We start from the raw sequence: 17,044 nt of genomic DNA on the forward strand, positions 1-17,044 counted from the left end.
CGGCCCCAGGCTCCAAGCGCGCATGCCCGACGCCGCCACCCCCTCCTCCGCGATCCCGCTGCCCCGCCGCACCTGGCTCGCCGCCAGCACCGGCCTCTGCGCTGCCGCCGCCTGGCCGGCACTGGCGCAAGGCAACCCCGGCGTGCTGACACGCGCCATCCCGTCCAGCGGCGAGCAGCTGCCCTTGGTGGGCCTGGGCAGCTGGATCACCTTCAACGTCGGCCGCGACGACCGCGCGCTCGCCAGTTGCACCGAGGTCGTGCGCGCCTTCTTCGCCGCCGGCGGCCGGCTCATCGACAGCTCGCCGATGTACGGGTCGTCGCAGCCCACCATCGGCCACGCGCTGGCGCGGCTGCAGCACCCGCGCGCGCTGTTTTCGGCCGAGAAGGTGTGGGTCGGCGACGGCGCGCGCGGCCCGGCACAGATGGAAGCCTCGCGCGCGTTCTGGGGCGTGCCGCGCTTCGACCTGATGCAGGTGCACAACCTGCTGGCCTGGCGCGAGCACCTGCCGCGGCTGCTGGAGATGAAGGCCGCGGGGCGGCTGCGCTACGTCGGCATCTCCACGTCGGAAGGGCGGCGCCATGCCGAGCTGGAGCAGATCCTGCGCAGCCAGCCGATCGACTTCGTGCAGCTCAGCTACAACCCGCTCGACCGCGAGGCTGAACAGCGCCTGCTGCCGCTGGCACAGGAGCGCGGCGTCGCGGTGCTGGTGAACCGGCCGTTCCGCGAAGGCGCGCTGCTGCAGGCGCTGCAGCGCCACCGCCTGCCTAGCTGGGCCGCCGAGCTGGGCTGCGACGGCTGGGCGCAGGCGGTGCTGAAGTACATCGTCGCGCACCCGGCCGTGACCTGCGCCATCCCGGCCACGCGCCAGGTGGCCCACGTGCGGCAGAACCTGGGCGCGGCGCGCGGCGTGCTGCCCGACGCCGCGCTGCGCGCACGCATCGCGGCCGACATCGCGGCGCTCTCGTGACCGAGTGGTGGACCTACCGGCCGTCGGACTTCCTGATGTTCGCGCCGGCCACCTACTGGCGCCTGTTCGAGCTGCACAACGCAGCGCTGTGGCCGCTGCAGCCGGTGCTGCTGCTGGCCCTGGTCACGGCCGCGTGGTGGTGGCGGCAGCACGCCGCGCCGCTGGCGGCCGGGGCCTGGGGCGCCGTGTTCGCGGCGGCGGCCCTCGCCTGGGCCGGCGTCGGCTGGAGCTTCCTGCTGCAGCGCTATGCCGAGATCAACTGGGCGGCCCAGGGCGCCGCCCTTGCATTCGGCGTGCAGGCGGCCGGGCTGCTGGTACTGGCGTGCAGCGCCGGCGGCATCGGCGGCGCGGACGGCGCGCGCTTCGCTGCCGCCGCGCCCGGCGGGCGGCGCCGCCTGGGCCTGGCGCTGCTGCTGGCGGCGGTGCTGCTGTACCCGCTGCTGGCGCCGCTGCAGGGCCGGCCGTGGGCGCAGGCCGAGCTGGTGGCGCTGGCCCCCGACCCGACGGCGATCGGCACGCTGGGCCTGCTGCTGTGCGTCGACAGCCCGCACCGCGGCCTGCGCCGTGCGCTGGGCGCGCTGCGGGTGCTGCCCTGGGCGTGGTGCGCCGCCAGCGCGGCGACGCTGTGGACGATGGGCGCGGCACAGGCCGTGGTGCCGACCGCGGTGCTGCTGGCGGTGGCGCTGGCACCGGCGCTGCCGGGCGCACGGGCTGTGGCACATTCCCGCTCCACAACATCACCCCACGGAGACTGAGGATGACCCTGCACCGCCTGCTGGCCGGCATCGCCGCGCTGGCCTTCACCACCCTGGCCGTCGCGCAAGAGCTGCCGAAGAAGATCACCATCGTCGTCGGCTTCGCCGCGGGCGGCGCCGCCGACCACGCCGCGCGCGTGGTGGCCAAGCGGCTGGGCGAGAACCTGGGCGCCACGGTCGTCATCGACAACAAGGCCGGCGCCGGCGGCAACATCGCGCACCAGCAGGTGGCGCAGGCCGAGCCCGACGGCTCGGTGATCCTGCTCGGCTCGGTCGGCCCGCTGGCCATCGCGCCGCACATGATGAAGCTGGGCTTCGACCCGAAGAAGGATCTCGCGCCGCTGACGATGGGCATGAATTTCCCCAACGTGCTGGTGGTGCCTCCGACGCTGGGCGTGAAGTCGCTGCCCGAGCTGATCGCGCTGGCGAAGAAGCAGCCCGGCGTGCTGAACTACGGCTCCACCGGCGCGGGCTCGGCCTCGCACCTGGCGGGCGAGCTCTTCAACGACCGGGCCGGCGTGGACATCGTGCACATCCCGTACAAGGGCGGCGCCCCGGCGGTCAACGAACTGCTCGCGGGCCGGCTGAACGTGTACTTCGCCACCATGTCCACGGCCGGGCCGCACATCGCCTCGGGCAAGCTGGTGCCGCTGGCCACCACCGGCCTCGTGCGCGCGCCCTTCCTGCCCAACCTGCCCACGGTGGCCGAGGTGCTGCCCGGCTTCACGGCCACCAACTGGTACGCCTTCATCGCGCCCGGCAAGACCCCCGCACCGCTGCTCGACAAGCTCAACCAGGAACTGGTGAAGGCCCTGAAGGCGCCGGAGGTGCACGACGAGCTCACGCGCGCCGGCCTGCTGCCCGCCCCGGGCACGCGCGACGAACTGGCGAAGTACATCGACGCCGAGTCCCGCACCTGGGCCAAGGTGATCGCCGACCGCAAGATCACGGCGAACTGACGGGCACGCGGCGGTGCGTCGCGCCGCTGCCGTGGCGCGATTGTTCAAGACGCCCGCGCCGCCCGGGCCGAGACTGGCTGCGATTCCACGCTGAAAGGCATCGCATGCAACTCGTCGTCAACGGGCGCCCTGTCGCCGTCACCCCCGACTGGGAAGACGCCTTCCTGCTGCACTGGCTGCGCGAGGCGCAGGGACTGGTGGGCACGCGGTTCGGCTGCGGCGCCGGCGCCTGCGGTGCCTGCACCGTGCTGCTGGACGGCGAGCCCGTGCGCAGCTGCCTGCTGCGCGTGGCCACCATCGGGCCGCGCCCGGTGACGACCGTGGAAGGCCTGGCCCGCGACGGTCGCCTGCACCCGGTGCAGCAGGCCTGGCTGGACGCCAACGTGCCGCAGTGCGGCTACTGCCAGAGCGGGCAGATGCTGAGCACGGTGGCCCTGCTGCGCCGCGTGCCGCAGCCCACCGACGCCGACATCGACGCCGCGCTGGCCGGCAACCTGTGCCGCTGCGGCACGCACCAGCGCGTGCGGGCGGCGGTGCGGCGCGCAGCCGGGGCCGCGTCGTGACGACCGGCCGGCGGCGCTTCCTGCAGGCATCGGCCCTGGTGCTGGGCGTCGGATTCACGGCCGGCTGCGCGCTGCCCGTGGTGCCCCGGCGCCCGGCCCCGGACCTCGACGACGCCACGGGCTGGATCGGCTTCGACGGCCGGCGCTACCGCCTGGTCGTGCCGCGTGCCGAGATGGGCCAGAACATCGCCACCGCGCTGGCGCAGATCGCCTGCACCGAGCTCGCGATCGCGCCTGCGCTGCTGGACGTGCACCTGCACGACACGCAGGCCATCGGCCGCGTACGGGCCACGGTGGGCAGCGAGTCGGTGCGCGACTTCGCCGTGCCGCTGGCGCAGGCCTGTGCCACGCTGCGCGAGGCGGTGGCCGCGGGCACCGCGCAGCACCGCATCCAGCCGCGGGAGCGGCCGTTGTCGGCGCTGCGCGCGCTGCAGCCCGGGGCGCCGCAGCGCACGGCGGCCTTGCGGCAGGGGCTGGCGCTCGTCACCGGGCAGCCGCTGTTCGTGGCCGATGTGCGCCGCCCCGGGCAGTGTTTCGGCCGCGTGCTGCGCGCGCCTGCGTCGCCCGAGCTGGCGAGCCGGCCGCTGCGCCTGCAGGAGGCCGCGGCGCGCGCGGTGCCGGGCTTCGTGCAGCTGGTGCACGACCCGCGGCTGCAGCTGGGGCAGGCGGCCGGCATCGGCATCGTGGCGCGCACGCCCGCCGCGCTGGATGCCGTGGAGCGCGCGCTCGCGGTGGTGTGGTCGGTCGACAGCGCCGCGGGCGTCGGCATCGCGGCGGCCATCGACGTCGATGCGCGGCTGCGGCGCGCGGGCCGCCTGGCGCACACGGTGCATGCGGACCACGTGCCGCAGGACGCGCCGTGGGACGTGGACCTGCGCATCGACGTGCCGCTGGCCGCGCATGCCGCCATCGAGCCGCGCTGCGCCGTGGCCGAGCCCGCGCCCGGCGGCGGCCTGGTGCTGTGGGTGGGCTCGCAGGATGTCTTCTACCAGCGCGACGTGGTCGCCCGCAGGCTCGGCCTGCCGCTGGAGCGCGTGCACGTGCACGGCCAGCGGGTCGGCGGCGGGTTCGGCGGCAAGACGCTGTGCACGGTCGAACTGGAAGCAGCGCTGCTCGCCACCGCCGCGGGCCGGCCGGTGAAAGTGCAGTGGACGCGGGCGCAAGAGCTGCAGCTGGGCTTCCACCGCCCGCCGTCGAGCCACCGCATCCGTGCCCGGCTGCAGCACGGCCGGCTGCAGGACTGGTGGCATGCCTTCGCCAGCAGCCACATCCTGTTCACCAGCGCGGCGCTCCCGCCGTGGCTGCAGCGCCTGACCGACCTCGTCGGCGATGCCGGCGTGGCGCGCGGCGCGGCGCTGCCGTACCAGGCGGCTGCGCGGCGCACCGAGTTCGACGTCGTGCGCCTGCCCGTGCACACCGGCCCGTGGCGCGGGCTCGGCGCCGGCCCCAACGTGCTGGCCATCGAGTCGGCCATCGATGCCTGTGCACGCCACGTCGGCGTGGACCCGGTGGCGTTCCGGCTGGCCCACATCGACGACGCGCGGCTGGCGCGCTGCCTGCAGCGCGTGGCGCAGGCCGCGGGCTGGCGCGTGCAGGGCACGGCCGGCACGCCCGCCGCGGCGCCCACCACGCTGCGGCGCGGGCGCGGCGTGGCCTGCGGCATCTACAAGGCTGCCAGCTATGCCGCGGTGGTGGCCGACGTGGAGGTGGACACCGCCAGCGGCGCGGTGCGCGTGACGCGGCTGCACTGCGTGCACGACTGCGGCCGCGTCATCGACGCCGACCAGGTGCGCGCGCAGTGCGAGGGCAACCTGGTGTGGGGCCTGGGCATGGTGCTGGTCGAGGACCTGCCCGCGGGCCCCGGGGGCGTGACCGCCAGCGGCTTCGCCGACGCGCCGATCCCGCGCTTCGCCGACGTGCCGCCGCTGCACGTGGAACTGCTCGACGCCGGCGAAGCCCCCACCGGCGCGGGCGAGACCGCCATCGTCGCCGCCGGCGCGGCCATCTGCAACGCCGTGGCGGATGCCACCGGCGTGCGGGCCGCGCGCCTGCCGCTGCGCCCGGCCGACCTGCTGGCCGCGCTGGCCCGGCAGACCACGGGGCGCGCCGCGTGATCGACTTCGCCAGTGCCCTGATGGTGCGCGTGCTGTCCGAAGGCATGCGCGTCCAGGGCCTGGAGCCACCGCCGGGCCTGGAGCCGCCGGCCGCGGGCGGCGCGCGCGTGGCGCTGGACAGCAAGCGCAGCCTCGTGGCCGCGGCGCTGCAGCAAGGTGGCTGGGCGGTGCTGCCGATGCTGGCGCGCGGCCTGACGCGCTTTCGCGACGAGCCGCTGCACGGCGCACTGGCCGGCGCCCGCAGCGGTGCCGACCTGCTGGCGCGGTGGCGGCGCCTGGAGCGCTACATCCACGCGCGCCACCGGGTCGCCGTCGAGGCGCTGGACGAAGGCCCGCACGGCGGCCACGCACGCGTGCGCCACGGTGCGCGCCAGGGGCCGCCGCCGCTGCCGGCCGAGGACCTGGTGGTGCTGGGCGTGCTGGCAGCGCTGCTGCAGGAAGCCGGATGGACCGACGTGCGCGCGCGCCTGGCGGGCGTGCCGGTGTGGCCCGTGCCCGATGCCGGCGCGCTGGCAGCGGCGGTGCACGCGGGCGACACCGCGGCCTGGTCGCTGGAGTGGGCCGGTGCTGCGCCGCGCGCCGTTGCCGCCCCGGCCATCCACGGCCTTGCAGCACACGCCGGGGCACACCCGTCGGCCTGGCCCGACGACAGCCGCTGGCCACCGCTGGCGCGGCAGGCCGCGCGCCTGCTGGCGCAGGACCTGGCCGCCCCGCCCGGCGTGGACGCGCTGGCGCGTGCCCTGGGGCGGTCCACCCGCAGCCTGCAGCGCGACCTGCATGGCGCCGGCCTCAGCCACACGGCGCTGCTGGCCCTGGCGCGCAGCCGGGCTGCCGGCGCATGGCTGCTGCACACCGACACCGCCATTGCCGAGATCGGCTTCCTGTGCGGCTATGCCGACCAGGCCCACTTCTCGCGCGACTTCCGCCACCGCGTGGGCCTGCCGCCGGCGGCCTTCCGCGCCGCGTTCGCCGGCGCACGCTGACGCGGCAGGCCCCATCATGCGCAGCATGACTGCCCTGCCCCACCTTCCCGCCAGCGTCGAGACCTGCCACTGGGGCTGCTTCGACGCCACGCTGCCCCCGGCCCTGCGCGTGGCCAGCGGCCAGCGCTTCACCGTCGCCACCGTCAGCGGCGGCCCGCCGGTGCTGCCCCCGCAGGGCTTCCACGTGCCACCCGAGCTGCTGGACATCCACGCGCGGCTGCCGATGGCGATGCCCGGTCACATCCTCACCGGCCCGGTGGCGGTGGACGGCGCCCAGCCGGGCGATGTCCTGGAGGTGCGCATCATCGACGTGCAGCTGCGCCAGGACTGGGGCTACAACGTGATCCGCCCGCTCGCCGGCACGCTGCCCGACGACTTCCACGCGCTGCGCCACCTGAACATCCCGCTCGACCGCGAACGACGGGTCGCGCGCCTGCCCTGGGGCTTGGACCTGCCGCTGCACCCGTTCTTCGGCGTGATGGGCGTGGCCCCGCCGCCCGCCTGGGGCCGCATCAGCACCATCCAGCCGCGGGCCCACGGCGGCAACCTGGACAACAAGGAACTCGGGCCCGGCAGCAGCCTGTACCTGCCGGTGCACGCCCCGGGCGCGCTGTTCTCCTGCGGCGACGGCCACGGCGCGCAAGGCGACGGCGAGGTCTGCGTCACGGCGATCGAGACAGCGCTGCTGGGCACGTTCGAGCTGGTGCTGCACCCGCGGGGCGCGGGCCCGGCCCTGGCGTTCCCGCGCGGCGAGACACCCACCCACTGGATCACCATGGGCACCGACCCCGACCTCGACCGCTGCCTGGAGATGGCGCTGCGCGACATGATCGTGCTGCTGGGCGAGAAGGCCGGCCTCGGCCGAGAGGACGCCTACACGCTGTGCAGCCTGGCGGTGGACTTCCGGATCACGCAGTCGGTGAACGGGCACAAGGGTGTGCACGGCATGCTGCGCAAGGACCTGATCCCGCGCTGAGGCGCTGCGGGGCGACCTGCGCGCCCGCCGCGGGCCGTCGTTCCCACGCGCAGGACAAGCGCCGCTTCGCCCTCTAGACTGGCCCGCGCCCCCACCCGCACCGGACACGATGCACGACCAGGAGATCGACGCGCTGCGCGCCGCCATCGCCGCGCTGGAAGGCCAGCGCACCACGCTCGGCGACACCGTGCTCGCGCTGGCGACGGCACCGCTGCGGGCCCGGCTGGCCAGCCTGCAGCGCCCCGCCGGCCTGCGGCACCGGCAGGTGACGGTGCTGTTCGCCGACGTCGTCGGTTCCACCGCGCTGGCGCAGGGCCTGGACGCCGAGGACACGCTGGCCGTGCTGAACGCCACGCTGCGCCGCATGGCGGCCGTCGTCGAGGCACACCAGGGCCGCGTGCTGCGTTTCACCGGCGACGGCGTCAAGGCGGCCTTCGGCATGGACGAGGCGCGCGAAGACGACGCCGAACGTGCCGTGCGGGCCGGCCTGGCCATCCTGCAGGCCGGGCGCGTGCAGGCCGAAGCCGCGACGCGCCTGCACGGCATCGGCGGCTTGGCCGTGCGCGTGGGCGTGCACACCGGCGACGTGGCGCTGGGTGCCGGCGTCGAGGACGACAACACCGCGATGGGCGCGGCCGTGAACATCGCCGCACGCATGGAGCAGAGTGCGCCGCCGGGCGGCCTGCGCATCAGCCACGACACCTGGAGCCAGGTGCGCGGCCTCTTCGACGCCGTGCCGCAGCCACCGCTGCAGCTGAAGGGCCTGGACGCCCCGGTGCAGACCTACCTGGTGCAGGCGGCACGCGACCGCGGCGTGGCCCAGGTCGAGCGCGGCCTGCAAGGCCTGCGCACACCGCTGGTCGGCCGGCAGCCCGAGCTGCAGCGCCTGCAGCAGACCGTCGCGCTGGCGCGCCAGACGCGCCAGCTGCAGGCCCTGACGCTGGTGGGCGACGCCGGGCTGGGCAAGAGCCGGCTGCTGCGCGAACTGTTGGCCGGGCTGAAGGACTGCCGGCTGCTGGTGCTGCGCTCGCAGCCCGACGGCCTGCTGCGCCCGTGGGGCCTGCTGCGCAACCTGCTGGCCGTGCAGTGCGGCGTGGCCGACACCGACAGCGCCGCGCTGGCACGCCACAAGGTGGTCGAGGGCCTGGGCCCGTGGTTCGCGACACACGGCGCCCGGCAGGCCGAGCTCATCGGCCAGCTTTCGGGCCTCGACTTCACCGACAGCGTGCACGTGCAGGGCCTGGACCCGCGCGGCCTGCGCGACCAGGCGCTCACGGCCCTGCGCGCGTACCTGCAGGGCCTGGCCGCACGCGGCGACACGCTGCCGGTGCTGGTCGCCGAAGACCTGCACTGGGCCGACGACGGGTCGCTGGAGATGCTGCAGCACCTGCAGGCGCACGCGGCCGAGCTGCCGCTGGCCCTGGTGATGACGGCGCGGCCGCCGCTGCTGGCCCGCCACCCCGACTGGGGCACGCCCGAAGGCTGCCTGGCGCTGCAGCCGCTGGCGCCGGTGCACGGCGACGCGCTGGCCCATGCGCTGTTGCAGCGCGTGGCCGAGGTGCCGCCGCGGCTGACCGAGCTCATCGTCGGCCGCGCCGAGGGCAACCCGTACTACATGGAAGAGCTGGTGCGCCGGCTCATCGACGACGGCGTGATCGCCATCGACGGGCCGCGCTGGACGGTGCAGCCCGGCCGGCTGGACACGCTGCGCCTGCCCACCACGCTGGTCGGGCTGCTGCAGGCGCGGCTGGACGCACTGCCGCCCGACGAGCGCCGAGCGGCGCGCCAGGCCAGCGTCGTCGGCCACGTCTTCTGGGACGACGCGCTGCAGGCACTGGACGCGCAGGCGCCGCGGGCCCTGCCCGCGCTGCAGCGCGCCGCCTTCGTGAAGACACGCGCGACGAGCGACTTCGAAGGCACCACCGAACGCCAGTTCGACCACCACCTGCTGCACCAGGTGACCTACGACACGCTGCTGAAGGCCGAACGCCGGCAGGGCCACGGCGCCGCGGCGCGCTGGCTGGCGGCACGCACCCAGGGCCGCGGCGCGGAGTTCCTGGCCATGACCGGCGAACATGCCGAGCGGGCCGGCGAGACCGTGCTGGCCATCGACTGCTTCGAGCAGGCGGGGCTGGAAGCGCAGAGGCGTTTCGCCAACGCCGCCGCCACCGCCTGGCTGCAGCGGGCGCTGGACCTGCTGGGCGACACCCAGCCGATGCGCCGCTTCGACCTGCTGCGGCAGCTGGAAGCGATCGAGGACGTGCTGGGCCTGCGGCCGCAGCAGGCGGCCACGCACCAGAAGATGGCGGCGATCCTGGAAGGCCATCCCGACGACGAGCGCCAGGCGCGGCTGTGGTACGCGATGGCCTTGCTGGCCGACCGCGGCGGCGACTGGGACACGTCGGAGCGGCTGTCGCTGCAGGCCATCGCGGTGGCCGAGCGCTGCGGCGCCGCCGAGACGGCGGCCCTGGCGCAGGCCACCGTGGCCTTCGTGCAGCTGGCGCGCGACACGCCGCAGCGGGCAGGCCCGCACATCGAGGCCGCCGTGGCCTGGGCCGCCCGCATCACCGACGCACAGAGCCGCAGCACCACCCAGGCCAAGGTGATGGCGACCTCGGCGATGGTGTCGACCGAGCTGTGCCGATTCGACGAGGCACGCAGCACCCTGCTGTCGCTGCTGCAGCGCAGTGAAGCACTGGGCCAGCAGCGTGTGCAGATCCGCGCGCTGCACGGCCTGACCAGCACCGCGGCAGACCTGGGCCACTGGCAAGAGGTGATCGACTGGGGCGGGCGCATGCGCACGCTGGCGCACGCGATGGGAGACCAGCGCGACCTGGTGGCGGCCCAGCTGAACCTGGGCATGGCGCACGCCGGGCTGGGCGAGATCGAGGCCGCGCTGGACTGGTACACCCAGGCCCTGGCCATCGCCGGCCCCATCCACGCCAGGCGCCACGAGGGCGCCCTGCTGCAGCGTGTGGGCGGCCTGCACCGCGAGCGTGGCGACCCGCACGCCGCGCAGCAGTGGCACACCCGGGCCCTGGCCGTCTACGAGAGCCTGGGCGACCTGCATGCGGTGTCGCGGGCGACGGCGGCCATCGCGCTGTGCGACGCCCTGCTGGACCGGCACGTGCCTGCGCTCACCGCGGTGGACACCCTGCTGGCGCGGCTGGGCGGCGCACTGGCGTCGCTGCCTGCCCACGAGACCATCGACCTGCGGTGGACCTGCTGCCAGGTGCTGGCGGTCGCGGCCGATGCCCGTGCGGTGCCGCTGCTGCAGCGCCTGGCCTCCGACGTGCGGGACCGCGCCGCCGTGGTGACCGGCGCGGCCGACCGCGAGCGCCTGATCCAGGCGCACCCGCTCTACCGCGGCATCGTGGCCGCGCATGCGGCGCATGCCGCCGCTGCCGCGCCGCCGGCCTGAGCCGGTGCCGTCAGCAGCGCAGCGCCGCCTCGATGGTGGCGCTGCCGGCCTTGCCCGCCGTCAATCGCATCAACGGCATCGACAGGCTCCCTGGTGCCGCGTGTCCAGCACCGGGAGGGCGCATGGGTGGGTGCGCGGGTGCGTGGATGCCGGAAACGACAACGCCACCATTGCAGGTGGCGTCGGTCGTGTGTTTCGCTGGGAAACCCTGGTGGGCGGTGCAGGGTTCGAACCTGCGACCCCTGCCGTGTGAAGGCAGTGCTCTACCGCTGAGCTAACCGCCCGGGATCTGGTCGTGATGCGCCGTGCGCGTCCCGGAAGCCCATGATTATGCCACTGTTTGGCGCCAGATGGTCTTGCCGCCGCTGGCCTTGTCGAGTTCGGCCAGCATCGCCTCGTGTGCCGCGACTTCTTCCGCACTCGCAGCCAGCACCGGCAGTGCGTAGGCCGACAGGTCGACCGCCGCCACCTGCACCTGCCGGCGGCCCTCGTCGCCGGCATCGATGACGAGGCTGTCCTGGCCGCGCGTGAGGCGGATGTAGACCTCGGCGAGCAGCCCCGCGTCGAGCAGCGCGCCGTGCAGCGCGCGGTTGCTGTTGTCGACCTCCAGCCGCTTGCACAGCGCGTCCAGCGAGTTCGCCTTGCCGGGGAACATCTCGCGCGCCATCAGCAGGCTGTCGGTGATCTCGGCCACGTGCTCGGCGATCCTGCCGCGGCCCAGGCGCGCCAGCTCGGCGTTCAGGAAGCCGACGTCGAAGGCGGCGTTGTGGATGATGATCTCGGCGCCCTGCAGATAGGCCAGCAGTTCGTCGGCGATGCTGGCGAACAGCGGCTTGTCGGCCAGGAACTCGTCGGTCAGGCCGTGCACGCGCACCGCGTCGGGGTGGCTGCTGCGCTCGGGGTTCAGGTAGAAGTGCAGGTTGTTGCCGGTGAGCCGCCGGTTGACCATCTCGATGCAGCCGATCTCGATGATGCGGTCGCCGCTGTCGGCCGACAGGCCGGTGGTCTCGGTGTCGAGGAAGAGTTGCCGCATTGCCATCACGCGCTCCTGGCCGCACCCGCGGCGGTGCCGCGCCCGGCCCACCACCACCACAGCGCGCCGCCGGCGATCATCGGCACGCACAGCCACTGGCCCATGCTCATGCCCAGCGCCAGCGGGCCCAGGAAGCTGTCGGGCTCGCGGAAGAACTCGGCGACGAAGCGGAACACGCCGTAGCCGAACACGAAAGCGGCGGCCACGCGCCCCGGCGCATGCTGGCGGCGCCCGTACAGCCACAGCAGCACGAACAGCAGCAGCCCTTCCAGCGCGAACTGGTACAGCTGCGACGGGTGGCGTGCAAAGGCCTGGCCGCTCTGCGGGAACACCATCGCCCACGGCAGCGACGGATCGGCCGCTCGGCCCCACAGCTCGCCGTTGATGAAGTTGCCGATGCGGCCCGAGGCCAGGCCGGTGGGCACGCAGGGCGCCACCAGGTCCATCACCTGCAGCATCGGCCGCCCGCGCAGCCGCGCGAACACCACCAGCGCCACCGCCACGCCCAGCAGGCCGCCGTGGAACGACATGCCGCCCTTCCACACCTGCAGGATCTCCAGCGGATTCGCCAGGTACTGCTCGGGCTTGTAGAAGAGCGCGTAGCCGATGCGCCCGCCGAGCACGACGCCGACGACACCGAAGAACAGCAGGTCCTCCACGTCCTTGCGTGTCCAGCCGGCATCGGCGAACCACGGCAGGCGGGCGCGGCGCGCGGCCAGGAACAGGAACAGGCCGAAGGCCACCAGATAGGTCAGGCCGTACCAGTGGATCTGCACCGGGCCGAGCGACAGCGCGACCGGGTCGAATTGGGGATGCACGAGCATCAGCGGGCCGCCTTGCGCGAAGACGTCGAAGATCTGGAAGCGGGCGATTGTCGCTGCTCCGCCGCCCCCACGTGTGCGGCGAAGCGCTGCACCACCGGCGGCGCGGGCTCGCGCCAGACGAGGCTGGTCTCGCAGTGCAGCGGCGCGCCGGCCAGCGGCCGGTAGACCACGCCCGGCCGCTGCAGCTGCATCAGCGCCGCGGGCACCCAGGCCAGGCCGATGCCGGCCGACACCAGGTTCACGATGGTCTGCATCTGGATCGCCTCTTGCGCGATCTGCGGCGTCACGCCCTGGGCCCGGTAGTGGCCGACGACGGCGTCGAACAGCGACGGCGCGATGGCGCGCGGGAAGATCACCAGCGGCTCGGCCGCGATGCGCTCGAAGCGCAGGCTGCGCTGCGCGGCCAGCGGGTGCGTCTCGGGCAGCGCCAGCACCAGCGGCTCGCGCAGCGCGCGCCACGCGGCCAGCCCCGGCGGCGCCGCGCCTTCGGCGTGCAGCACGAAGCCGGCGTCGATCTCGCCGGCGGCGAAGGCGTCCAGCTGCACGTCGAGCGTGGCTTCGCGCAGCTCCAGCGCCACCGCGGGCTGCGCGGAGCGGAAGCTGCGCAGCCACGCCGGCAGCGGGCCGTAGGCGATGCTGGAGACGAAGGCCAGGCGCAGCCGGCCGCTCCAACCCGCGGCCGCGGCCTGCGCCTGCCGCGGCAGGTCGTCGGCGTCCTGCAGCAGGCGCCGCACGGCGGGCAGCAGTGCGGCGCCGGCCGGCGCCAGCGCCACGCTGCGCTGGCTGCGCAGGAACAGCGGCGCGCCCAGCCGGCGCTCCAGCGCCTGGATGGCCATCGTCAGCGGCGGCTGCGTCATGTGCAGGCGCTGCGCGGCGCGGCCGAAGTGCAGTTCCTCGGCCACGGCGACGAACTGGCGCAGGGAACGCAGGTCGGTCATCGATATGCTCCGTAGATCAATCAGGCTCCGACAATATATTGGACTGCGCTTGGCCGGCTGGCGATACTTGCCGGCTGCACCTTGCGAGGAGACCCCGATGAGCTTCAACCGCCGTTCCAGGAACATCACCGAAGGCGTGGCGCGCGCGCCCAACCGTTCGATGTACTACGCGATGGGCTACACCGAGAACGACTTCGGCAAGCCGATGGTCGGCGTCGCCAACGGCCACAGCACCATCACCCCCTGCAACTCGGGCCTGCAGAAGCTGGCCGACGCCGCGGTGGAAGGCCTGCGCGAGGCGGGTGCCAACCCGCAGATCTTCGGCACGCCCACCATCAGCGACGGCATGGCGATGGGCACCGAAGGCATGAAGTACAGCCTGGTCTCGCGCGAGGTCATCGCCGACTGCGTGGAGACCTGCGTCGGCGGCCAGTGGATGGACGGCGTGGTCGTCATCGGCGGCTGCGACAAGAACATGCCCGGGGGCATGATGGGCATGCTGCGCGCCAACGTGCCGGCCATCTACGTCTACGGCGGCACCATCCTGCCCGGGCGCTACAAGGGCCAGGACCTCAACATCGTCAGCGTCTTCGAGGCGGTCGGCCAGTTCAGCGCCGGCAAGATGAGCGAGGAGGACTTCTGCCAGATCGAGCGCCGCGCCATCCCCGGCAGCGGCAGCTGCGGCGGCATGTACACCGCCAACACGATGAGCAGTGCCTTCGAGGCGCTGGGCATGAGCCTGCCGTTCGCAAGCACGATGGCCAACGTCGAGGACCCCATCGTCGCGCACACCAAGGAAGCCGCGCGCGTGCTGGTGGAAGCCGTGAAGGCCGACCTGAAGCCGCGCGACATCGTCACCAGGAAGAGCATCGAGAACGCGGTGGCCGTGATCATGGCCACCGGCGGCAGCACGAACGCGGTGCTGCACTTCCTGGCCATCGCGCACGCTGCCGGTGTCGACTGGAGCATCGACGACTTCGAGCGCGTGCGCCGCCGCACGCCCGTGCTGTGCGACCTGAAGCCCAGCGGCCGCTACCTGGCGGTGGACCTGCACCGCGCCGGCGGCATCCCCGCAGTGATGAAGGTGCTGCTCGACGCCGGTCTGCTGCACGGCGACTGCATCACCATCACCGGCAAGACGGTGGCGGAGAACCTGGCGGACCAACCGCCGCTGCGCGCCGACCAGGACGTGATCCGCCCGATCGCCGACCCGATGTACGCCGAAGGCCACCTGGCCATCCTGAAGGGCAACCTCAGCCCCGAGGGCTGCGTGGCCAAGATCACCGGCCTGAAGAACCCCGTCATCACCGGCCCGGCACGGGTGTTCGACGACGAGCAGAGCGCGCTGGCCGCCATCATGGCCGGCAAGATCGTCGCCGGCGACGTGATGGTGCTGCGCTACCTGGGCCCCAAAGGCGGCCCGGGCATGCCGGAGATGCTGGCGCCCACCGGCGCGCTGATCGGCCAGGGCCTGGGCGAGAGCGTGGGCCTGATCACCGACGGCCGCTTCAGCGGCGGCACCTGGGGCATGGTGGTGGGCCACGTGGCGCCCGAGGCCTACGCCGGCGGCCTGATCGCGCTGGTGCACGAAGGCGACAGCATCACCATCGACGCGCACCAGCTGCTGCTGCAGCTGCACGTGGACGACGCCGAGATCGCGCGCCGACGCGCGCAGTGGCAGCAGCCGGCCCTGCGCTACACGCGCGGCGTGCTGGCGAAGTTCGCGAAGAATGCCAACAGCGCCAGCCGCGGCGCCGTGCTCGACGGCGAGTGAGGCAGGCTGCCGCAGGCCCCGGGTGCTACAGCCGTGGTTCGCGGCGCACGGCGTCGTCGTCGGGCGGCGACGCCTTCGGCTTGCTGCGCTCGGCGGCGTCGCGGATCACCTTCACGCGGCGTTCGCGGCGCACGTTCAGGCCCAGCGCCTCCATGTCGCGCTGGCGGCGCGCCACCTTGCGCGCTTCCATCTTGTCGATGGCGCGGCGCTGCGTCAGCCCGGTGGCATCGGAGAACGCCCACCACACCGCCGCCAGCCCGAAGGGCAGCAGCACCCAGCCCCAGTGCCAGGTGGACACGGGCTCGACGCCGGCCAGGTACAGCGCGCCCAGCAGCACGCCTACGATCAGAAACCACATCTCGGTCACCCCTCGGGGTCATGGCGCTACCATGCGGGCACCCACTGTAGCCCAAGCGCCGCCCCGCATGAGACCGTCTGCCGTCCTGCTGTGCACTGCTGCCACCCTGGGCAGCGCGCTCGCCATGGCGCCTGCCGCGGCCAGCCCCGAGCTGGCGCAGGCGCGCCTGTGCGTGGCCTGCCACGGCGTCAGCGAGAAGAAGATCGGCCCGTCGTACCAGGCGATCGCTGCGCGCTACGCGGGCCAGCCCGACGCGGTGGCCCGCATGGCCGAGAAGATCCGCCGCGGCAGCAGCGGTGCCTGGGGCGCGGTGCCGATGCCGGCCAACCCCAAGGTCACGCCCGATGAAGCCCGCCAGCTGGCCGCTTGGCTGCTGGTGCAGAAGAAGTAGCTGAAGCGCAAGCAGGCGCGCGCCCGCACGCTGCGCCGCGTCAGACCCAGCCGGCCTGCAGCGCCACCTGCCACAGGCCCTGCGCAGCCAGCGGCCCGTCACCCACCCCCGCCGTGCGCTCCCACTGCGCACAGGCCAGCCGGTAGCGTTCGCACAGCGCCGGCTCGCCGACGAGCACCAGCGGCGCCGCGGCGTCGCAGCCCGGCAGCGCCGCGGCCAGCTCGGCGCCGATCAGCAGGCCCGAGAGATAGTCCGCCAGCCCGGTGGCCGGCAGTTCGCCGAACAGGCCCAGCGTGCGCACGCTGAACAGCAGCCGGCCGAGATCGGCACCGCCGGCGGCCCGCGCCGCCTCGACGCCGCGCACGAACGCCGCCCCATCGAAGCCCGCTGCGGGCGCCATCAGCCGCCCCAGCACCGAGTGCGCGCGCAGCAGCGCGAACTGCTCGCCTGTCATGCGTGTGTCGAAATGCTGCAGCCGGCCCTCGCGCAGCTGCACCCACTTGCTGTGCGTGCCCGGCAGCACCACGGTGGCCGCTGCCGCCAGCGCCGGCTGCGTCGCCAGCAGGCCGAGCAGCTGCGTCTCTTCGCCGCGCATCACGTCGGGCAGGCCGTCGGCGCCGCGGCCGCGCACGCCGGGCACGATGTGCACCTGCATCCCGCCGCCCGCCTGCACCTCGGTCAGCTGACGGTGCAGCGCCTGCAGCGGCAGCGGGCATGCGGCGTAGGCGGCTTCGCGCCAGCCGTGGGCGCTGCCCACCATGCCGCAGGCCAGGATCGGCAGGCGGCCGGGCCCGCCTTGCAGCAGCCAATCGCCGACCAGGCCCCGCAGCGCGGCCTCGAAGGCGGCCGCGCCACCGTGCAGGCGCGAGGCGCCGTCGTCGCTGGCACGCTGTTCCAGCACCACCCCGCCCGCGCCCATGCGGAACGCCCGCAGCTGGCTGCTGCCCCAGTCGAGCGCGATCAGGCGGGTGGCCATCGTGTCGGG

At 74.2% G+C, this 17,044-nt stretch carries 15 protein-coding genes and 1 tRNA gene; 10 read left to right on the forward strand and 6 right to left on the reverse strand.

Annotated elements, in window-relative coordinates:
- Nucleotides 1-22 precede the first annotated feature (22 nt).
- The 8 genes from ACPOLB_RS08340 to ACPOLB_RS08375 all read left to right on the forward strand — a co-directional run bounded on the left by ACPOLB_RS08340 (nucleotide 23) and on the right by ACPOLB_RS08375 (nucleotide 10,741).
- A complete protein-coding gene (locus ACPOLB_RS08340; protein WP_425260859.1) occupies nucleotides 23-970 on the forward strand; it encodes an aldo/keto reductase in 948 nt (315 codons plus the stop codon).
- Complete coding sequence (locus ACPOLB_RS08345) at nucleotides 967-1,725, forward strand: DUF6064 family protein (RefSeq protein ID WP_425260860.1); 759 nt, start codon at nucleotides 967-969, stop codon at nucleotides 1,723-1,725. The genes ACPOLB_RS08340 and ACPOLB_RS08345 overlap by 4 nt, the downstream gene beginning before the upstream one ends.
- A 2-nt stretch (nucleotides 1,726-1,727) precedes the next feature.
- On the forward strand, nucleotides 1,728-2,684 hold the full coding sequence (locus ACPOLB_RS08350; protein WP_425260861.1) for a Bug family tripartite tricarboxylate transporter substrate binding protein: 957 nt from the start codon (nucleotides 1,728-1,730) through the stop codon (nucleotides 2,682-2,684).
- Between the two features lie 104 nt (nucleotides 2,685-2,788).
- Nucleotides 2,789-3,247, forward strand: a complete 459-nt coding sequence (locus ACPOLB_RS08355) for a (2Fe-2S)-binding protein (RefSeq protein WP_425260862.1) — start codon at nucleotides 2,789-2,791, stop codon at nucleotides 3,245-3,247.
- Nucleotides 3,244-5,361: a molybdopterin cofactor-binding domain-containing protein gene (locus tag ACPOLB_RS08360; protein WP_425260863.1), complete on the forward strand. Its 2,118-nt coding sequence runs from the start codon at nucleotides 3,244-3,246 to the stop codon at nucleotides 5,359-5,361. The genes ACPOLB_RS08355 and ACPOLB_RS08360 overlap by 4 nt, the downstream gene beginning before the upstream one ends.
- Nucleotides 5,358-6,344 carry a helix-turn-helix transcriptional regulator gene (locus tag ACPOLB_RS08365; RefSeq protein WP_425260865.1) on the forward strand — a complete coding sequence of 329 codons (987 nt, stop codon included), beginning with the start codon at nucleotides 5,358-5,360 and terminating at the stop codon, nucleotides 6,342-6,344. The genes ACPOLB_RS08360 and ACPOLB_RS08365 overlap by 4 nt, the downstream gene beginning before the upstream one ends.
- Nucleotides 6,345-6,369: 25 nt before the next feature.
- The gene (locus ACPOLB_RS08370; RefSeq protein WP_425260866.1) at nucleotides 6,370-7,320 is read left to right on the forward strand and encodes an acetamidase/formamidase family protein; all 951 of its coding nucleotides are present in this window, start codon (nucleotides 6,370-6,372) and stop codon (nucleotides 7,318-7,320) included.
- A 109-nt stretch (nucleotides 7,321-7,429) separates the two neighbouring features.
- The gene (locus ACPOLB_RS08375; RefSeq protein ID WP_425260867.1) at nucleotides 7,430-10,741 is read left to right on the forward strand and encodes an ATP-binding protein; all 3,312 of its coding nucleotides are present in this window, start codon (nucleotides 7,430-7,432) and stop codon (nucleotides 10,739-10,741) included.
- 209 nt (nucleotides 10,742-10,950) lie between these two features.
- Here the strand turns inward: ACPOLB_RS08375 and ACPOLB_RS08380 are convergent.
- From ACPOLB_RS08380 to ACPOLB_RS08395, 4 genes are all read right to left on the reverse strand, one after another.
- Nucleotides 10,951-11,025 (reverse strand) — tRNA-Val (locus ACPOLB_RS08380).
- 44 nt (nucleotides 11,026-11,069) lie between these two features.
- Entirely contained in the window at nucleotides 11,070-11,774 is a 705-nt protein-coding gene (gene dnaQ, locus ACPOLB_RS08385; RefSeq protein WP_425261896.1) for a DNA polymerase III subunit epsilon, read from the reverse strand.
- A 5-nt stretch (nucleotides 11,775-11,779) separates the two neighbouring features.
- The gene (gene lgt, locus ACPOLB_RS08390; protein ID WP_425260868.1) at nucleotides 11,780-12,598 is read right to left on the reverse strand and encodes a prolipoprotein diacylglyceryl transferase; all 819 of its coding nucleotides are present in this window, start codon (nucleotides 12,596-12,598) and stop codon (nucleotides 11,780-11,782) included.
- Nucleotides 12,598-13,536 carry a LysR family transcriptional regulator gene (locus ACPOLB_RS08395; RefSeq protein ID WP_425260869.1) on the reverse strand — a complete coding sequence of 313 codons (939 nt, stop codon included), beginning with the start codon at nucleotides 13,534-13,536 and terminating at the stop codon, nucleotides 12,598-12,600. Before ACPOLB_RS08395 ends, lgt begins: the two co-directional genes overlap by 1 nt.
- A gap of 97 nt (nucleotides 13,537-13,633) precedes the next feature.
- Between ACPOLB_RS08395 and ilvD the strand changes: the two genes are divergently transcribed.
- Nucleotides 13,634-15,310: a dihydroxy-acid dehydratase gene (gene ilvD / locus ACPOLB_RS08400; protein WP_425260870.1), complete on the forward strand. Its 1,677-nt coding sequence runs from the start codon at nucleotides 13,634-13,636 to the stop codon at nucleotides 15,308-15,310.
- Nucleotides 15,311-15,335: 25 nt separating this feature from the next.
- On the opposite strand, the gene ACPOLB_RS08405 is transcribed toward ilvD, so the two are convergent.
- Nucleotides 15,336-15,668, reverse strand: coding sequence for a TIGR04438 family Trp-rich protein (locus ACPOLB_RS08405; protein WP_425260871.1), 333 nt, complete (start codon nucleotides 15,666-15,668; stop codon nucleotides 15,336-15,338).
- 67 nt (nucleotides 15,669-15,735) lie between these two features.
- Between ACPOLB_RS08405 and ACPOLB_RS08410 the strand changes: the two genes are divergently transcribed.
- Nucleotides 15,736-16,059 (forward strand): c-type cytochrome, encoded by a 324-nt coding sequence (locus ACPOLB_RS08410; protein ID WP_425260872.1) that lies wholly within the window; start codon nucleotides 15,736-15,738, stop codon nucleotides 16,057-16,059.
- Nucleotides 16,060-16,099: 40 nt separating this feature from the next.
- On the opposite strand, the gene ACPOLB_RS08415 is transcribed toward ACPOLB_RS08410, so the two are convergent.
- Nucleotides 16,100-17,035 (reverse strand): 2-dehydro-3-deoxygalactonokinase, encoded by a 936-nt coding sequence (locus tag ACPOLB_RS08415; RefSeq protein WP_425260873.1) that lies wholly within the window; start codon nucleotides 17,033-17,035, stop codon nucleotides 16,100-16,102.
- Nucleotides 17,036-17,044 lie beyond the last annotated feature (9 nt).

This window comes from Rubrivivax soli, from assembly GCF_049810355.1.
Taxonomy (GTDB): domain Bacteria; phylum Pseudomonadota; class Gammaproteobacteria; order Burkholderiales; family Burkholderiaceae_C; genus Rubrivivax.